Origin of the sequence: Streptomyces sp. NBC_00286 (assembly GCF_036173125.1) — a bacterium.
Taxonomy (GTDB): Bacteria; Actinomycetota; Actinomycetes; order Streptomycetales; family Streptomycetaceae; genus Streptomyces.
In genome coordinates this window covers 3,408,627-3,425,882 of sequence record NZ_CP108054.1, presented here as the reverse complement: position 1 = coordinate 3,425,882, position 17,256 = coordinate 3,408,627, and the positions used below count along the sequence as shown (strand labels likewise).

Below are 17,256 nucleotides of genomic sequence, written 5' to 3'. Positions count from 1 at the left end.
CGGATGCGCTTTGCGAGCCGACGGGGACGGTGCGGAACTGTCCGGTCCTGAGGGCTTACAGAAGTCAGTGATTCGACGGGGTGCGCCCTGGTTAGAAGACTGGGAGTGTGTGTCGCGGCCGGTCCTAAATACATCGGGACCGTGCTGTGATCGTGAACACCGTGTTGTGCGGCGCCGTACTGCTGGATACTGCGGGCAGCCGCCCCCGGTGACCGATGCCGGACGCGGTGAGCTGGAGGGGACGGTTCGCGTGAGCGAGATACCAGCGAAGGCCACGGAGACTTCGGAGTCCAAGGAGTCGAGGGAGTCCAGGGAATCCATGGACTCCGCGGCTCCGGGGGGCGGCGCGATGGCCGTCGGCGCGACGACCGCCGGCGCCATGGCCGCCGGTGCGTCGGCCGACGCACCGCTCGGTGGCGTCGACGGCGAGATCGACGGCGTGGTGTGGCAGAGCAGCCCACCCGGCTCGATCTACGACTACATCAAGGTCGCCTCGTTCTCGATCGGCCCCGACGGCCTCGTCGACCAGTGGAGTCTGCGCGCGGAGAAGCTGTTCGGCATCAAGTCCGAGCGGGCCGTGGGCATGGACCCCATCGAAGCCTTCGTCGACCCCGATCTGCGCGAGCGCGGCCAGCGGAAGATGGCCGAGATTCTCGACGGCCGGGAGTGGACGGGTGTCGTGCCCTTCCGGGTGCCGGACGACGCGGAGTCCGGTGCGGGTATGGAGGGACTCGCGGAGGTCTACGTCATGCCGACGCGCACGGAGGAGGGCGAGCGAGCCGCCCTGTGCATCGTCGTGGACGTCCGCACCCTGCGCGGAATCGAGACGGATCTCGCCGCCGCGCAGGCGGTTTTCGGCCAATCTCCGTTCGGCTTTCTGCTGATCGACACGGAGTTGAGGATCCGTCGGGCCAACGAGCGGTTCGCCATGGTCTTCGGCGGCACCGTGAACGACCACCGCGGACGCGGCGTCAGGGACTATCTGGTCCCCCACGAGGCCGAGCGGGTCTCCGCGACGCTGCGCCGCGTCCTGGAGACGGGCGAATCCGTCTCCGACATGCAGGTCACGGGCACCGTGCCCGGCTCCCCCGAGCGCCGGAACTGGTCCGTCAACCTCTATCGCGTGGAGAGCGGTGCGGGCCGGGCGATCGGTATCGCCTGGCTGGGTATCGATGTCACCGCGCGCCGCGCCGCCGCCCGAGAGGCCGCCGCCGCCCGGCGCAATCTCGCCCTTCTGAACGAGGCCGGTGCGCGCATCGGCAACTCCCTCGACCTGGAGACCACGGCCCGCGAACTCCTCGACGTGGCCGTCCCCGGCTTCTGCGACCTCGCCTCCGTCGACCTCTACCAGGGGCTGCTCGCCGGCGACGAGACCCCGCCCGGGCTCGCCGACGGCAGCGCCGAGCTGCGCCGGGTCGCCGTTGCCAGCGCCGTCTCCGACGCGCCCTTCATCGGTGGACCCGAGCCGGTGAACGTAGGCGCCGTTCACCACTTCGCATTCAACTCGGAGTGCGCGGACGCCCTGCGCACCGCCCGCCCGAAGACCGTTCCGGGCGAGGAGGGTGGCCTGATCCAGTCCACGCTCGCCGTTCCGATGGTCGCGCACGACACGGTCGTCGGCTTGGTCCAGTTCTCCCGTACGAAGGGCAGCGAGCCGTTCGGGGAGCGGGACCGCGGGCTCGCGGTCGAGCTGGCCGCCCGCGCCGCCGTCTGTATCGACAACGCCCGCCTGTACCGGCGCGAGCACCAACGCGCGTTGATACTCCAGCGCTCCCTGCTGCCTCCGGGCGACCCGGAGGCCTCAGGGCTGGACATCGCGTGTCGCTACCTCCCCGGGAACGCGGCGACGGAGGTGGGCGGCGACTGGTTCGACGTCATCGAACTCCCCGGCCACCGCACGGCGTTGGTCGTCGGCGACGTGATGGGCCGCGGACTGCGCGCCGCCGTCGCCATGGGTGAACTCCGTACGGCCGTACGCACCTTGGCGCTGCTCGACCTCGAACCCGCCGAGGTCCTCTCGGCGTTGGACGAGATCGCCCGCGGCCTCGGCACACCCGGCGGCATCCAGCAGGCCACCCGCACCGCGGGCCGCCAGTCGCAGCGCGACGCCGACCTCTCCGAGGTGTACCTCGCCACCTGTGTGTACGCGGTCTACGACTCCGTCACGCGCCGCTGCACCTTCGCCAACGCGGGCCATCTGCCGCCCGTACTGGTGGAGCCCGGCGAGAACGCGCTGATGCTGGACGTGCCGCCGGGCATGCCCCTCGGCGTCGGCGGCGAGCCCTTCGAGGAGGTGGAAGTCGAGCTTCCCGAAGGTTCTCTTTTGGCGCTCTACACGGATGGACTGGTCGAATCGCGCGATCACCCGCTGGACGAGGGCCTGCAGGCGTTCGTGGGCGCCCTGACCGACGACCCGTCACCCGGTCCCCACTCGGCGGCGCGGCGCGCCAACACCTCCCGGTCCCTTGAGGACGTCTGCGACCACGTCCTCAACACCCTCGACACCCATCACGGCGAGGACGACATCGCGCTGCTGATGGCCCGTGTCCAGGGGCTGCCCGCCGAGTCCGTCGGCGACTGGACGCTGCCGCGCGAGCCGCGCAGTGTGGGCCGGGCCCGCGAGTACGCCCGTGGCCAGCTCCTGAGCTGGGACCTCGAACCCCTCGTCGACACCGCGGAGTTGCTGGTCAGCGAACTGGTGACCAACGCCCTGCGCTACGGCGAGGGCGAGATCAGGCTCCGGCTGCTGCTCGACCGCACGATGGTCTGCGAGGTCTGGGACGCCGGCCTGGTCCAGCCCCGCCGCCGCCGCGCCCGCGACACGGACGAGGGCGGCCGGGGCCTCCAGCTCGTCGGGCTGCTCAGCGCGGCGTGGGGCTCGCGCCGCACGCCGCGCGGCAAGACGGTCTGGTTCGAACTCCCCCTGCCGAACGGCGACACAGGCCTCGCAGACCCGGCAGAAGCCTTGCTGAGCCTGTTCTAGGAGCGGCTGAGCGGTCTGGGGGAAGTGTGGCACCCAACAGGGGGACCGCCCACTTCCCCGAGACCGCTCAGAGGTCCAGGAGTCAGTCCAGGAGGCCTAGGAGGTACGCCTCCTGATCTTCGACCCCAGCCAGACCAGCGGATCGTACTTGCGGTCAACCGCCCGTTCCTTCAAGGGGATCAGGGCGTTGTCCGTGATCTTGATGCCCTCGGGGCAGACCTCCGTACAGCACTTGGTGATGTTGCAGTAGCCGAGGCCGTGTTCGTCCTGGGCCGTGCTCTTGCGGTCAAGGCCGCTTTCGGACGCCGCGTCCAGCGGATGCATGTCCAGCTCCGCCACCCGCATCAGGAACCGGGGCCCCGCGAACGCCGGCTTGTTCTCCTCATGGTCCCGGACCACGTGACAGGTGTCCTGGCACAGGAAACACTCGATGCACTTGCGGAACTCCTGCGACCGGTCCACATCCTCCTGCATCATCCGGTACTCGCCGGGCCCGAGGTCGGCGGGCGGCACGAAGGACGGCACCTCGCGCGCCTTCGTGTAGTTGAAGCCGACGTCGGTGACGAGATCACGTACAACGGGAAACGCCCGCAAGGGAGTCACCGTGATCGTCTCCTCGCGCGAGAACACCGACATCCGCGTCATGCACATCAGCCGCGGCCGGCCGTTGATCTCCGCCGAACACGAACCGCACTTGCCCGCCTTGCAGTTCCAGCGCACGGCCAGATCCGGGGTCTGGGTCGCCTGGAGGCGGTGGATGATGTCCAGCACCACCTCGCCGTCGTTGACTTCGATCTTGAAGTCCTCCAGGCCACCGCCCTCGGCGTCCCCGCGCCACACCTTGAAGCGGGCCTCATAGCTGCTCACTCGTACAGCTCCTCTTCGGCGAGGTACTTGACCAGCTCTTCCTTGTCGAAGAGGGCGAGCAGGTCCTGGCGGATGGGCTCGGTGGTCTCGCGGACGAGCCTGATCTGGCCGCGTACCGGATCGGTGGCCGCCAAGCCGCCCGTGGGGTCGGTCGGCTGGCAGAGCAGGTTGATCCGCCGCCACTCCCGCTCCATCGTCGGATGGTCCTCACGGGTGTGGCCGCCGCGCGACTCCGTACGCTCCAGGGCGGCGCGCGCCACGCACTCGCTGACCAGCAGCATGTTGCGCAGGTCGAGCGCGAGGTGCCAGCCGGGGTTGAACTGCCGGTGCCCCTCGACCCCGGCCCGCCGCGCCCGTACGCGCAGATCCGCCAGCTTCTTCAGCGCCGACTCCATCTCCGCCTCCCGGCGGATGATGCCGACGAGGTCGTTCATCGTCTGCTGGAGCTCCTGATGGAGGGTGTACGGGTTCTCCGGCGGCCGTCCGGCCTCCTCCGCACCCGCCTCGGGGCCCTCCGCCGAGAACGGCCGCAGCGCTTCGGCCGCCGCCGCGTCGATCTGGCCGTCGTCCACCGCGGGCCGCTCGCCCAGACCGGCCGCGTACTGAGCCGCGTGCAGCCCGGCCCGCCGTCCGAACACCAGCAGGTCGGAGAGCGAGTTGCCGCCGAGCCGGTTGGAGCCGTGCATACCGCCCGCGACCTCCCCGGACGCGAACAGCCCCGGCACCCCGCGCGCCGCCGCCGTGTCCGATTCGACCGCGATCCCGCCCATCACGTAGTGGCAGGTCGGCCCGACCTCCATCGCCTCGGCGGTGATGTCGACGTCGGCGAGCTCCTTGAACTGGTGGTACATCGACGGCAGCCGCCGCTTGATCACCTCGGCGGGCATTCGCGTCGACACATCGAGGAAGACCCCGCCGTGCGGCGAACCACGGCCCGCCTTGACCTCCGCGTTGATGGCCCGCGCCACCTCGTCACGCGGCAGCAGTTCGGGCGGACGCCGGTTGTTGTCCGGGTCCTCGTACCAGCGGTCGCCCTCCTCCTCGGACTGCGCGTACTTCTCCTTGAACACGTCCGGGATGTAGTCGAACATGAACCGCTTGCCCTCGGAGTTCCGCAGCACCCCGCCGTCCCCGCGCACCGACTCGGTGACGAGGATGCCCTTCACGGACGGCGGCCAGACCATGCCCGTCGGGTGGAACTGCACGAACTCCATGTTGAGCAGGGGCGCCCCGGCAAGCAGCGCCAGCGCGTGTCCGTCCCCGGTGTACTCCCACGAGTTCGACGTCACCTTGAAGGACTTGCCGATGCCACCCGTGGCGATCACGACCGAGGGGGCTTCGAGGACGAAGAAACGGCCGGACTCCCGCTCGTAGCAGAAGGTCCCCGAGACCCGGTCCCCGTCCTTGAGGACCCGGGTGACCGTGCACTCTTGGTAGACCTTCAGCCGCGACTCGTAGTCCCCGGTCTCCTTGAAGTCCTCCTGCTGCAAGGACACGATCTTCTGCTGGAGCGTGCGGATCAGCTCCAGGCCCGTACGGTCGCCGACGTGCGCGAGCCGCGGGTACTCGTGCCCGCCGAAGTTGCGCTGGGAGATCCGCCCGTCCTTCGTACGGTCGAAGAGGGCGCCCCAGGTCTCCAGCTCCCAGACGCGGTCCGGGGCCTCCTGCGCGTGCAGCTCGGCCATCCGCCACTGGTTGAGGAACTTGCCGCCGCGCATGGTGTCGCGGAAGTGGACCTGCCAGTTGTCGCCGGAGTTCACGTTGCCCATGGCCGCCGCGATGCCGCCCTCGGCCATCACCGTGTGCGCCTTGCCGAACAGCGACTTGCAGATCACGGCCGTACGCGCGCCCCGCTCCCGTGCCTCGATCGCGGCCCGCAGCCCTGCGCCGCCCGCGCCGACCACGACGACGTCCCACTCCTGCCGGTCAACTACGGGCATCAGAACAACCTCGGATCGTCAAAGGCACCGGACGCGACCAGATACACGTAGAAGTCGGCGAGCGCCACGCTCACCAGCGAGGCCCAGGCGAGCAGCATGTGCCGGGCGTTGAGCTTGCCGACCCACTGCCACATCCGGTAGCGCACGGGGTGCTTGGAGAAGTGTTTGAGCTGCCCGCCGACGATGTGCCGGCACGAGTGGCAGGAGATGGTGTACGCCCAGATCAGCACGATGTTGACCAGGAAGACCAGGGTGCCGAGACCCATGTGGCCCCACTCGTAGTGCTCGTCGCGGAAGGCGAGCACGGTGTCGTACGTGAGGATGCCGGCGACCAGGATCGCGGCGTAGAAGAAGTAGCGGTGGATGTTCTGCAGGATCAGCGGGAAGCGGGTCTCGCCGGTGTACTTCTTGTGCGGCTCGGCGACCGCGCAGGCCGGAGGTGAGGCCCAGAAGCCCCGGTAGTAGGCCTTGCGGTAGTAGTAGCAGGTCAGCCGGAAGCCCAGCGGGAAGATCAGGATGAGCAGGGCGGGGGACAGGCCCCACCAGCCACCGAAGATCTCCCAGTTCGGGCCCGCCCGCATCGGCTCGCAGTTCTCCGCCAGACACGGCGAGTAGAACGGCGAGACATACGGCGCCGCGTAGTAGTCGGTGTTCGCGAACGCCCGCCACGTCGAGTAGACGATGAAAGCCAGCAGACCGGCCGCGGTGGCTGCGGGCTGCAGCCACCAGCGGTCCGTCCGCAGATGCTGGGCGGCGATCGCGGCGCGCGTGGGAGTTCTTACGCCGCCGCTGTTCAGTTCGGGTTCCGTACCAGTGGCCAAGGGGGTGGACTCCAGTCGGATCAGGGTGCGTGCCGGTCGCGGGCGCCGAGACCCTCGTCGTCCGAGTCCGTCCACAGAGTGCTGTCGTACGGGGTGTCGGGGATGGACACGAGGTCGGGACGCCGCGGTGTCTTGAGGCCGGGGGCGGCCTCGCGCAGCAGCGCCACACTCTCGCGCAGGTGGTCGGCGTCGGTGCGCACACGGCGCATCTCCAGACCGCCACCGATCTGCTGTTCCAGGCGCCCCACTGACCGGTACAGGTCGTCGAGAGCGCGCTGGACTGTTGTCAGGTCGTCTTGCACGGACATGGCGTGCCCTCACTTCCACGGACCCTGTGGTCCAAGGCGGCAACGTTCATGCGCCTGCGAGTGTCGCGCGTCACATCGGCCCCTGTGAAGGGATCTGCATGGATTAACCGATCGTGTCGCGTATTCACGCCACACGCGCGCCCCCGCCGTCGGCAGTGCGCCCTTTGCTAGGCCGCATGGGTGAGCTTTCGCGTACCCATCGCCGTGGCGCCTCTGTGACCCGGGGGCCAGCCCCTTCAGTAGGGCGATAGATCTGATCAACTCCATAATACGGCCAAACGTGATCTAACTCACCAAACGCGACAATCCGCGTGTTCCGCCCCAGTGATCAACCCGTGCGTTCAGCCACGTGATCAGAACCGCCCCGGAGGTATCAGTCATGTCCCACCACGGCGTCGGACCGCGCGCGGCCATGCGCTCGGTCGCGTTCCTCACGGCGGGCGTGCTCGCGGTGCCCTCTCTCGCCGCGTGCAGTGAGGAGGACCCGGCCACCCGGCGACCCCTCGCCGGTCAGGACATCGCCCCCGCGGAACGCGACCGGATCGCCGACGGCGGCACTCTGCGCTGGGCCGTGGACACGGTCCCGGCGACCCTCAACACCTTCCAAGCGGACGCCGACGCCACCACCTCCCGGGTCGCCGGCGCGGTCCTGCCCTCGATGTACCGGATCGACCAGCGGGGCCGGCCCGAGCGCAACCCCGACTACCTGGAGTCCGCGGAGATCATCGAGCGCGAGCCCCAGCAGGTCGTGCTCTACAAGCTCAACCAGCAGGCAGTCTGGAGCGACGGCCGCGAGATCGGCGCCGCCGACTTCGCCGCCCAGTGGCGCGCCCTGTCCGGCAAGGACACCGCGTACTGGACCGCCCGCAACGCCGGCTACGAACGCATCGAGAAGATCGAACGCGGCGACAGCGACCTCGAGGTACGGGTCACCTTCAGCAAGCCGTACGCGGACTGGCGCTCGCTGTTCTCGCCGCTGTACCCGAAGGACGTGATGGGCACCCCGGACACCTTCAACGACGGTGCCCGCCGCAAGCTGAAGGTCACCGCCGGTCCCTTCAGGATCGACAAGATCAACCGCAAGGCCGGCGAGGTCCGGCTGGAGCGCAACCCGCGCTGGTGGGGCCACAAGCCCAGGCTCTCCGAACTGGTCCTGCGCGCCGTACCGCGCAACAAGCGCGCCGCCGCGCTCGCCGCCGGCCGGCTCGACCTCGCCGAGATCGACCCCTCCGCGGCCCGGCGCATCACCACCGCCGCCGACGCCAAGGGCTCCGCCGGGGCGCCCTTCGCCCACGGCCCCGACACCGAGCTCACGCCCGCGCAGGCGCTGCGCTCCTGGGCGATCGCGAACGGCTCGGACGAGGAGGCGGCCGACGAGGAGACCACCGCCCGCGAGCGGCGGAACAAGGCGCTCGCGAAGTACCGCGAGCAGCAGTTGGCGCTGCGCCGTTTCGAGGTCCGCAAGTCCCTGGAACCCGTCTACACCCAGCTCGCCCTCAACGGAGCCGAAGGCCCGCTTGCCGACGAACGCGTCCGCCGAGCCGTGGCCCGCGCCCTCGACCGCGACGAGCTCGCCAGGGTCGTACTCCAGCCTCTCGCCCTGCCTGCCGAACCCGTCGGCAGCCACCTCGCCCTCGCCGGACAGGCCGCGTACGCCGACAACAGCGGTGCCCTCGGCGAGCAGGACACCGAGGAGGCACAGGCGCTGCTCGCGGACGCGGGCTGGAAACGGGGCGGGCCCATCAAGGAGAAGAAGGGGGAGAAGGCGGCGAAGGGGGCCGGCAGCGAGGCCTCCGAGAATTCGGGGGGCTCCGAGAAGTCCGACGACGATACGTACGTCGTGGGGGAGGACAACAAGCCCGGTGCGGCGTACGACCCGGCCTCCGGCGAGGCGTCGTACGGCGAAGTTTCCGAAGGCTCCGATGGCTCTGAAGGTTCCGGCGACGACGGCAAGCCCGCCGAGTACGGCACCTCCGCCGTGCTCGCGCCCGCGCCCATCGCCCAGCTGCGCACGGCGCTCCTCGACCAGGCCGCCGCGCAGGACGAGAAGGCCGACGGGTCCGACGGGTCCGACGAGTCCGACGAGGAAAACCAGGAGCTGGCGCAGGAGGGGGAGGTCAAGCGCGGCGGGGCGTCAGGGGCGTACGCGCCGAAGGGCACCGCCGCTCCCGCAGGTGCCGCGGCCGGGCCGCTGGCCAAGGACGGCAAGCCGCTGTCGCTGCGCTTCGTACTCCCCTCGGGACCGGGTACGGAGTCGCTGCGGGCGGTCGGTGAGCGCATCGCGCGGATGCTGGACGACATCGGCATCCGTACGGAGATCTCCAAGGTCTCCGACGCGAGCTACTTCAAGGACCACATCGCCTCGGGCCAGTACGACCTGGCGCTCTACTCCTGGCCCGCGTCCGCCTTCCCCGCCACGGACGCCCGCCCCATCTACGCCAAGCCGGTACCGGCCGCGGACGGCTCCCTCAACGTCGAGCAGAACTACACGCGCGTCGGCACCGACCAGGTCGACCAGCTCTTCGACCAGGCCGCCGCCGAACTGGACGAGAGCAAGTCCCGCTCCCTGGTCCGCAAGGCGGACGCCCGCATCTGGGCCGCCGCCGGCTCGATCCCCCTCTACCAGCGGCCCCAGCTTGTCGCTGCCCGGAAGAACCTGGTCAACGCGGGCGCGTTCGGCTTCGAGACACCGGTGTACGAGGACATGGGCTACCTCAAGAAGGGCACAAAGCGGACGTCCTGAGTCGGCGCCCGACCCGTCCCCCACTTCCGCGTATGAGGGGCTGTGGGACCTGCTTCCCACAGCTCCCCTTACGATGGGGTAAGGCCGTGGCATGTTCCGCCCGGCAGGGCCCGCGTAAACAAGATCTGCGCGTCGGCCGTTCACTCACCCCGGGAGAAGCGCCTCACTATGGCCACGCGCCACGACATTCGTAACGTCGCCATCGTCGCCCACGTCGACCACGGCAAGACCACACTGGTCGACGCCATGCTCAAGCAGGCCGGCTCCTTCGCCGCGCATGCCGCCGAGTCGCTCGACGACCGCATGATGGACTCGAACGACCTGGAGCGTGAGAAGGGCATCACGATCCTCGCCAAGAACACGGCGGTGAAGTACCACCCGAAGGCCGGCGGCGACGTCATCACCATCAACATCATCGACACCCCCGGCCACGCCGACTTCGGCGGTGAGGTCGAGCGCGGTCTGTCGATGGTCGACGCGGTGGTCCTGCTCGTCGACGCCTCCGAGGGCCCGCTGCCGCAGACCCGTTTCGTGCTGCGCAAGGCGCTGCAGGCCCGGCTGCCCGTCATCCTGTGCATCAACAAGACGGACCGCCCGGACTCCCGTATCGACGACGTGGTGAACGAGGCGTACGACCTCTTCCTGGACCTCGACGCCGACGAGGACCAGATCGAGTTCCCCATCGTCTACGCGTGTGCACGCGACGGAGTCGCCTCGCTGACAAAGCCGGAGGACGGCACCGTCCCGGCGGACAGCGACAGCCTGGAGCCGTTCTTCTCCACGATCCTGGAGCACGTCCCGGCCCCGGTGTACGACGAGGAGGCCCCCCTCCAGGCGCACGTCACCAACCTGGACGCGGACAACTTCCTCGGCCGTATCGCGCTGCTCCGCGTCGAGCAGGGCGAGCTGCGCAAGGGCCAGACGGTCGCCTGGATCAAGCGGGACGGCAGCGTCAGCAGCGTACGGATCAGCGAGCTGATGATGACCGAGGCGCTGACCCGCAAGCCCGCCGAGAAGGCAGGCCCCGGTGACATCTGCGCCGTCGCCGGTATCCCCGACATCATGATCGGCGAGACCCTGGCCGACCCCGAGAACCCGGTCGCGCTGCCGCTCATCACGGTCGACGAGCCGGCGATCTCGATGACGATCGGTACGAACACCTCGCCGCTGGTCGGCCGTGGCGGCACCGGCAAGGGCGCCGACGCGAAGACGGCCGTCAAGGACCGCAAGGTCACGGCCCGTCAGGTGAAGGACCGTCTGGACCGCGAGCTCGTCGGCAACGTCTCGCTGCGCGTGCTGGACACCGAGCGTCCTGACGCCTGGGAGGTGCAGGGCCGCGGTGAGCTCGCGCTCGCGATCCTCGTCGAGACCATGCGCCGTGAGGGCTACGAGCTGACGGTCGGTAAGCCGCAGGTTGTCACCAAGGAGGTCGACGGCAAGCTGCATGAGCCGGTCGAGCGGATGACGATCGACGTCCCCGAGGAGCACATGGGCGCGGTCACGCAGCTCATGGGTGTCCGCAAGGGCCGGATGGACAACATGTCCAACCACGGCTCGGGTTGGGTCCGCATGGAGTTCGTGGTGCCGTCCCGGGGCCTCATCGGCTTCCGTACGGAGTTCCTGACGAGCACGCGCGGCACGGGCATCGCGCACTCCATCCACGAGGGCCACGAGCCGTGGTTCGGCGCCCTCCAGACCCGTAACAACGGGTCGTTGGTCGCCGACCGCGCCGGCGCAGTCACCGCGTTCGCGATGACGAACCTTCAGGAGCGCGGCGTGCTCTTCGTGGAGCCCGGCACCGAGGTGTACGAGGGCATGATCGTCGGCGAGAACTCGCGCGCCGACGACATGGACGTGAACATCACCAAGGAGAAGAAGCTCACCAACATGCGGTCGGCCTCGGCCGATTCGTTCGAGGCGATCGTCCCGCCGCGCAAGCTCTCCCTGGAGCAGTCCCTGGAGTTCTGCCGCGACGACGAGTGCGTCGAGGTGACCCCGGAGGCCGCCCGCATCCGCAAGGTGAAGCTGGACGGCCGGGAGCGCGCCCGCGCCGCGAGCCGCGCCAAGCACGGCTGACGCTCCTTCACCGAGGGCTGCTGAAAGGCCGGTTGACCCGGTTCTCCGCTGCGAGGAGAGCCGGGTTTCCCGCGTGCCCTCAAACCCCGTGCGGCGGAGGTATTGGCGTGATCACATGGGCGTGCTGTCCGCTCACTGTCAGCGGCGTTCGACTATCGGAGAGCGATCGATCAAGTTTCGGACATGTAAACAGAAAACACTCCCTGTATGTCCGTTATGGGGGAATTCCGTCTCACCTGTCAAGCGCGATGAGGTGTCAGTCTTCGCAATTTTTGCTCAAAATATTGACGGTAGGGAGATCCCTATGTCTTCCGGGCTTGACGCGCGTTGACTCCCTTGGCGAAAGTTCCCCCAAACCACAGAACCTGCCGGTATCTGTGCTGCGCTCAACTTTCCGTCCCCCGGGGGAAGAACACACATGACAAGTCCAACCAAGGCCGAGGGCCCCGGCCCGTCGGTCGCCTTGGACCCTGAGCTGTCGGCGACCACCGAGGCCGTCGTGCCCAAGAAGCTTGAGGGCCGTTCCCCCGGCCAGCTGATGTGGCAGCGCTTCAAGCGGGACCGTACCGGGATGTTCTGCGCCGGGGTAGTGATTTTTTACTTCGTGATCGCGCTGTGTGCCCCGCTGCTCACCGCGATCAGTGGCACCAACCCGTACACGCTGTACGGCCAGGACCCCACCTACGCGGACGACCCCGTGCTGGACGACTTCGGTCTGCCACTCGGCTATCTCGGCGGCGTCTCCGGGGATCACTGGTTCGGCGTCGAACCGCAGCTCGGCCGCGACCTGTTCGCCATGCTGGTGTACGGCATGCGCACCTCGCTGTTCATGGCGCTGGGCGTGACCACGCTGCTGATGGTCACTGGCGTCATCATCGGCATGGTAGGCGGCTACTTCGGCGGGCGGACCGACTACTGGCTCGGCCGGGTCACCGACTTCTTCCTCTCGTTCCCGCAGCAGTTGTTCTTCATCGCCTTCATGCCCGTCGTGACCTCGTTCTTCGTGGACCCGCGGGAGGAGACCCCCACGTACTTCCGCGCGGTGGCGATTCTGATCGTGCTGTGGCTGCTGGGCTGGATGGGCATGGCGCGCATCGTCCGCTCCACCGTGCTGTCCCTGCGTGAGCGGGAGTTCGTCGAGGCCGCCAAAGTCTCCGGCGCGTCGCCGGGGCGGATCGTCCGCAAGGAGATCCTGCCGAACATCGTCTCGCCGATCCTCATCCAGTTCACGTATCAGCTGCCCAGCGTCATCCTCACCATCGCCTTCCTCTCCTTCGCCGGGGTCGGTTTCGTCGAGCCGACTCCGGACTGGGGACGGCTGTTCGCCGCCGGCGCCAAGTACGCCGAGCAGGACCCGGCGTTCATGTTCTTCCCGGGCGTGGCGTTGGTGATCTTCATCCTGTGCTTCAACCTCCTCGGAGACTCCGTACGGGATGCCTTCGACCCCAAGTCCGGGCGCTGATCGTCCATTTGTGGGGGGTGAACTGCCGCCCCCTCGTCGGCCTACCAGCCGCGTCAGGCAGTACTCATGGATAACAACCGACAGGTAGGTGCTTACACCGCATGAAGTCGCTCACCTCGCGCAGAGCGCGCGCCATAGTGGTCGCGATCGCGGCCGGATCACTCGCGCTCACCGGCTGCTCGGAGAACAAGGGCACGGACTCCAAGGAGAACACCGCGGACGACCAGAAGGCGGCCGCTGCCCAGTCGAAGCCAGTCACCTACGCCGACGCGGCAGCGTCGACCGGCCCCGCCGAGGAGGTGCCCGGCGCCAAGCCCGGCGGCACCATCCAGGTCTACCAGGAGGCGGGCCTGTCCCACATGGACCCGGGGCAGATCTACGTGTCCGACGCCGGCCAGGTCGCCAACCTGGTGTTCCGCGGTCTGACCAACTTCGAGGAGGACGGAAAGGGCGGTGTCGCCGTGGTCGGTGACCTCGCCACCGACTCCGGTCAGTCCTCCGACGACGGCAAGACCTGGACGTTCAAGCTCAAGGACGGCGTCAAGGACCAGAACGGCAACGAGATCACCTCGGCCGACGTCCGCCACACCATCGAGCGCACCTACGCCGAGTTCATCTTCGACGGACCGACCTACCTGCAGACCTGGCTGAGCGGTGCGGACTACCGCAAGGCCCTGCCGGACGGTGGCTTCGGCAACAAGCACCTGCCGGATGACGTCCTGGAGACCCCGGACGACAAGACGATCGTCTTCCACTTCGACGTGCCGCGTCCGGACCTGCCGCAGACGCTCGCCATGCCGGGCTACTCCATCGTTCCGGAGGAGACCGACACGAAGGAGAAGTACGACAAGGCGCCGGTCTCCCTCGGCCCGTACAAGATCGCCGAGTACAAGGTCGGCAAGTCCCTCAAGCTCGTCAAGAACGACCAGTGGGACCCGAAGACCGACTCCGTGCGCCACCAGTACGTGGACGGCTTCAACATCGACTTCGGTGTCACCGAGTCGACGCAGACCAAGCGTCTGATCGCCGACCAGGGCGACGCGAAGAGCGCCATCCAGCTCACCGGCAGCGTCGAGGCCACCTCGATCCAGGACGTCATCAGCGCCTCGTCCGTCAACCAGCGCACGATCAAGGGCTACCAGCCCTACGTCCAGGTGCTGAACTTCAACCTGGACCGGGTCAAGAACAAGAAGGTCCGCGACGCCATCACCTACGCGGTGAACTCCAAGTCGCTCATCGCCGGTGAGGGAGGCGCGTACGGTGGCGACGTCGCCCCCAACCTGTTCGCCCCGACCCTGCCGGGCTACGAGCCGAACTACGACCCGTTCGAGCGTCTGAAGAACCCGAGCGGCAACATCGAGAAGGCCGAGGAGCTCCTGAAGGACGTCCCGGCCGCCGAGAAGAAGCTCGTCTTCGCCTACGCCAACTCCGAGGCCGGGCAGAAGCGCAAGGTCGCCGTCGAGGACGCCCTGACCAAGATCGGCATCGACGTCGTCGCCAAGGAGATCGACCAGGCGAGCTACTACGAGCAGATCGGCAAGATCAAGAACCCGTACGACATCTACATCAGCGGCTGGGGCCAGGACTGGCCGTCGCCGGGCACGGTCGTCACGCCGGTGTACGACGGTGACCAGATCGCCGACGGTTCGCCGAACTACTCGCACATCAACGACGCGAAGGTCCAGGAGCTCATCAAGAAGGCCGTGACCCAGGAGCCGACCGAGGCCGAGAAGACCTGGCAGGAAGCGCACCACCGCATCCTGGAGGAGATCAACCCCGCCGCTCCGCTGTGGTACACCAAGCAGATCCAGCTCTACGGTTCGAACGTCGGCGGTGCCCGCTACAGCACCGAGTCGAGCTACATGGACGTCACCCGACTGTTCCTGAAGTCGTAACTCTCTACGGCTGATCGCGAGGGTGCGCACCAGGCGGAGCGCACCCTCGCGGTTCCGTGAAACCGCCCTTCCGTCTCCGCAGAGAGCAGCCTCCCCGCCATGCTTCAGTTCATCCTCCGGCGCTTGGTCGGTGCCTTCGTCACCCTGTTCCTCATCGGTGCCGTCACCTTCTTCCTCTTCGTCGCCGCGCCATCCGACTACGCGTCTCTGGCCTGTGGCAGGGACTGCTCCCCAGCGAGACTGGAGGACATCCGCGAGGCGCTCGGCCTCAACCTGCCCGTCAGCCAGCAGTTCTGGGACTTCATGTCCGCCATCGTGGTGGGCCGTGACTTCCCGGACGGCCACTGCCCGGCTCCGTGCCTGGGCCAGTCGTTCTACTCGGGCGACCTGGTCTGGGACACGATCATGGACCGCTTCCCGCTGACCATCTCGCTGACGATCGGCGCCATGTGCGTATTCCTGACCGTCGGCATCGGCGCGGGAATGCTCGCCGCCTACCGGCGCGGATCCGTGGTCGACAAGGTCGCCACCGGTACGTCCATGGTGCTCAGCTCGTTCCAGATCTACTTCCTCGGTCCCATCGTGCTGCTGATCTTCGTCTACAGCACCGGCTGGGTGGAGGACCCCAAGTACGTGCCATTCACGGACGATCCGTTCGGCTGGCTCGCCGGGCTGTGGATTCCCATGGCCGTGATGGCCACCATCTTCACCGCCCAGTACACGCGTATGGCGCGCGCCTCCCTCATCGAGCAGCTCGCAGAAGAGCACGTGCGCACCGCCCGGGCCAAGGGCATGCCGAAGCGTTACGTCTTCTTCCGCTATGCCTGGCGCGGTTCGCTCATCCCGATCGTCACCGTCCTCGGAATCGACCTCAGCTCGCTGCTCGGTGGTGGTGTGGTCACCGAACTGACCTTCTCCCTCCAGGGCATCGGACGCCTCGCAGTGGACGGCGCGGTCAACAAGGACCTCCCGCTGACGATGGGCGTCATGCTGGTCGGAGCCTGCGTCATCCTGATGCTGAACATCCTCGTCGACATCGTGTACGCCTGGATCGACCCGCGCGTCCGGCTCTCCTAGGAAGAACCAACCACCGTGACCACACTGACCAAGACCGAGGACGCCCCGGCCCCGACCGGGCCGGAGACCTTTCTCTCGGTCCGCGATCTGAAGGTGCAGTTCTCCACCGAGGACGGCATCGTCAAGGCGGTCGACGGCCTCTCCTTCGACGTCGAGCGCGGCAAGACCCTGGGCATCGTGGGCGAATCCGGCTCCGGCAAGTCCGTCACCAACCTGACGATCCTCGGCCTGCACAACCCCCGGTCCACGACCGTCGACGGCGAGATCGTCCTCGACGGCAAGGAACTCGTCACCGCCACCGATGCCGAGCTGGAGAAGCTCCGCGGCAACAAGATGGCGATGATCTTCCAGGACCCGCTGACGGCCCTGTCGCCGTACTACACCGTGGGCCGGCAGCTCTCCGAGCCGTTCATGAAGCACACCGGCGCCTCCAAGAAGGAGGCCAAGGAGCGGGCCATCGAGATGCTGACGAAGGTCGGCATCCCGCAGCCCAAGGAGCGCTTCGCCGACTATCCGCACCATTTCTCCGGCGGTATGCGCCAGCGCGCGATGATCGCCATGGCGCTGATGTGCGACCCCGACCTGCTGATCGCCGACGAGCCGACCACCGCGCTCGACGTGACCGTACAGGCGCAGATCCTCGACCTGCTCAAGGATCTGCAGCAGGAGTTCGGCACAGCGATCATCTTCATCACGCACGACCTGGGCGTCATCTCCAACATGGCCGACGACCTGCTGGTGATGTACGCGGGCCGGGCCGTGGAGCGGGGCGCCGTCCGGGAGGTCCTCCGCGAGCCGAAGCACCCGTACACCTGGGGGCTGCTCAGCTCCATGCCGCGCCTGGACGGCAACATCCACGAGATGCTGACGCCGATCCCCGGCACCCCGCCCTCGCTGCTCAACCCCCCGTCGGGCTGCCCCTTCCACCCGCGCTGTACCTTCACGGACAAGGTCGCGGGCAATCGCTGCACCGACGAGCGACCCCCGCTGGCCGACGGCCGCGCCGCGGCCTGCCATCTGACGGCGGAGCAGAAACAGACCATCTTCATCGACCAGATCCAGCCCCGGCTGCGCTAGGGAGAAC

The 17,256-nt window shown here is 68.1% G+C and carries 11 protein-coding genes; 7 read left to right on the top strand and 4 right to left on the bottom strand.

All coding sequences use genetic code 11. The features are described from left to right. Positions 1-250 precede the first annotated feature (250 nt). A complete protein-coding gene (locus OHT21_RS15410; protein WP_443050367.1) occupies positions 251-2,983 on the top strand; it encodes a SpoIIE family protein phosphatase in 2,733 nt (910 codons plus the stop codon). Positions 2,984-3,079: 96 nt separating this feature from the next. Here the strand turns inward: OHT21_RS15410 and OHT21_RS15405 are convergent, their stop codons facing one another. Genes OHT21_RS15405 through OHT21_RS15390 form a run of 4 tightly spaced genes read right to left on the bottom strand, consistent with a single transcriptional unit; the run spans position 3,080 to position 6,919 of the window. Further along, the gene (locus OHT21_RS15405; protein ID WP_328768871.1) at positions 3,080-3,850 is read right to left on the bottom strand and encodes a succinate dehydrogenase/fumarate reductase iron-sulfur subunit; all 771 of its coding nucleotides are present in this window, start codon (positions 3,848-3,850) and stop codon (positions 3,080-3,082) included. Further along, positions 3,847-5,790: a fumarate reductase/succinate dehydrogenase flavoprotein subunit gene (locus tag OHT21_RS15400; RefSeq protein WP_328768870.1), complete on the bottom strand. Its 1,944-nt coding sequence runs from the start codon at positions 5,788-5,790 to the stop codon at positions 3,847-3,849. Before OHT21_RS15400 ends, OHT21_RS15405 begins: the two co-directional genes overlap by 4 nt. Beyond that, the gene (locus tag OHT21_RS15395) at positions 5,790-6,611 is read right to left on the bottom strand and encodes a hypothetical protein (protein ID WP_328768869.1); all 822 of its coding nucleotides are present in this window, start codon (positions 6,609-6,611) and stop codon (positions 5,790-5,792) included. The genes OHT21_RS15400 and OHT21_RS15395 overlap by 1 nt, the downstream gene beginning before the upstream one ends. 20 nt (positions 6,612-6,631) lie before the next feature. Continuing rightward, positions 6,632-6,919, bottom strand: a complete 288-nt coding sequence (locus OHT21_RS15390) for a hypothetical protein (RefSeq protein ID WP_328768868.1) — start codon at positions 6,917-6,919, stop codon at positions 6,632-6,634. Between the two features lie 379 nt (positions 6,920-7,298). Between OHT21_RS15390 and OHT21_RS15385 the strand changes: the two genes are divergently transcribed. From OHT21_RS15385 to OHT21_RS15360, 6 genes are all read left to right on the top strand, one after another. Further along, positions 7,299-9,662 carry an ABC transporter substrate-binding protein gene (locus OHT21_RS15385; RefSeq protein WP_328768866.1) on the top strand — a complete coding sequence of 788 codons (2,364 nt, stop codon included), beginning with the start codon at positions 7,299-7,301 and terminating at the stop codon, positions 9,660-9,662. A gap of 168 nt (positions 9,663-9,830) precedes the next feature. Beyond that, positions 9,831-11,738 (top strand): translational GTPase TypA, encoded by a 1,908-nt coding sequence (gene typA, locus OHT21_RS15380; protein WP_328768865.1) that lies wholly within the window; start codon positions 9,831-9,833, stop codon positions 11,736-11,738. A gap of 418 nt (positions 11,739-12,156) precedes the next feature. After that, a complete protein-coding gene (locus OHT21_RS15375; RefSeq protein WP_328768864.1) occupies positions 12,157-13,200 on the top strand; it encodes an ABC transporter permease in 1,044 nt (347 codons plus the stop codon). Positions 13,201-13,301: 101 nt separating this feature from the next. Continuing rightward, positions 13,302-15,095, top strand: a complete 1,794-nt coding sequence (locus OHT21_RS15370; RefSeq protein WP_328768863.1) for an ABC transporter substrate-binding protein — start codon at positions 13,302-13,304, stop codon at positions 15,093-15,095. A gap of 99 nt (positions 15,096-15,194) precedes the next feature. After that, a complete protein-coding gene (locus tag OHT21_RS15365; RefSeq protein ID WP_328768862.1) occupies positions 15,195-16,172 on the top strand; it encodes an ABC transporter permease in 978 nt (325 codons plus the stop codon). A gap of 15 nt (positions 16,173-16,187) precedes the next feature. Next, on the top strand, positions 16,188-17,249 hold the full coding sequence (locus tag OHT21_RS15360) for an ABC transporter ATP-binding protein (RefSeq protein WP_328768861.1): 1,062 nt from the start codon (positions 16,188-16,190) through the stop codon (positions 17,247-17,249). Positions 17,250-17,256: the final 7 nt, after the last annotated feature.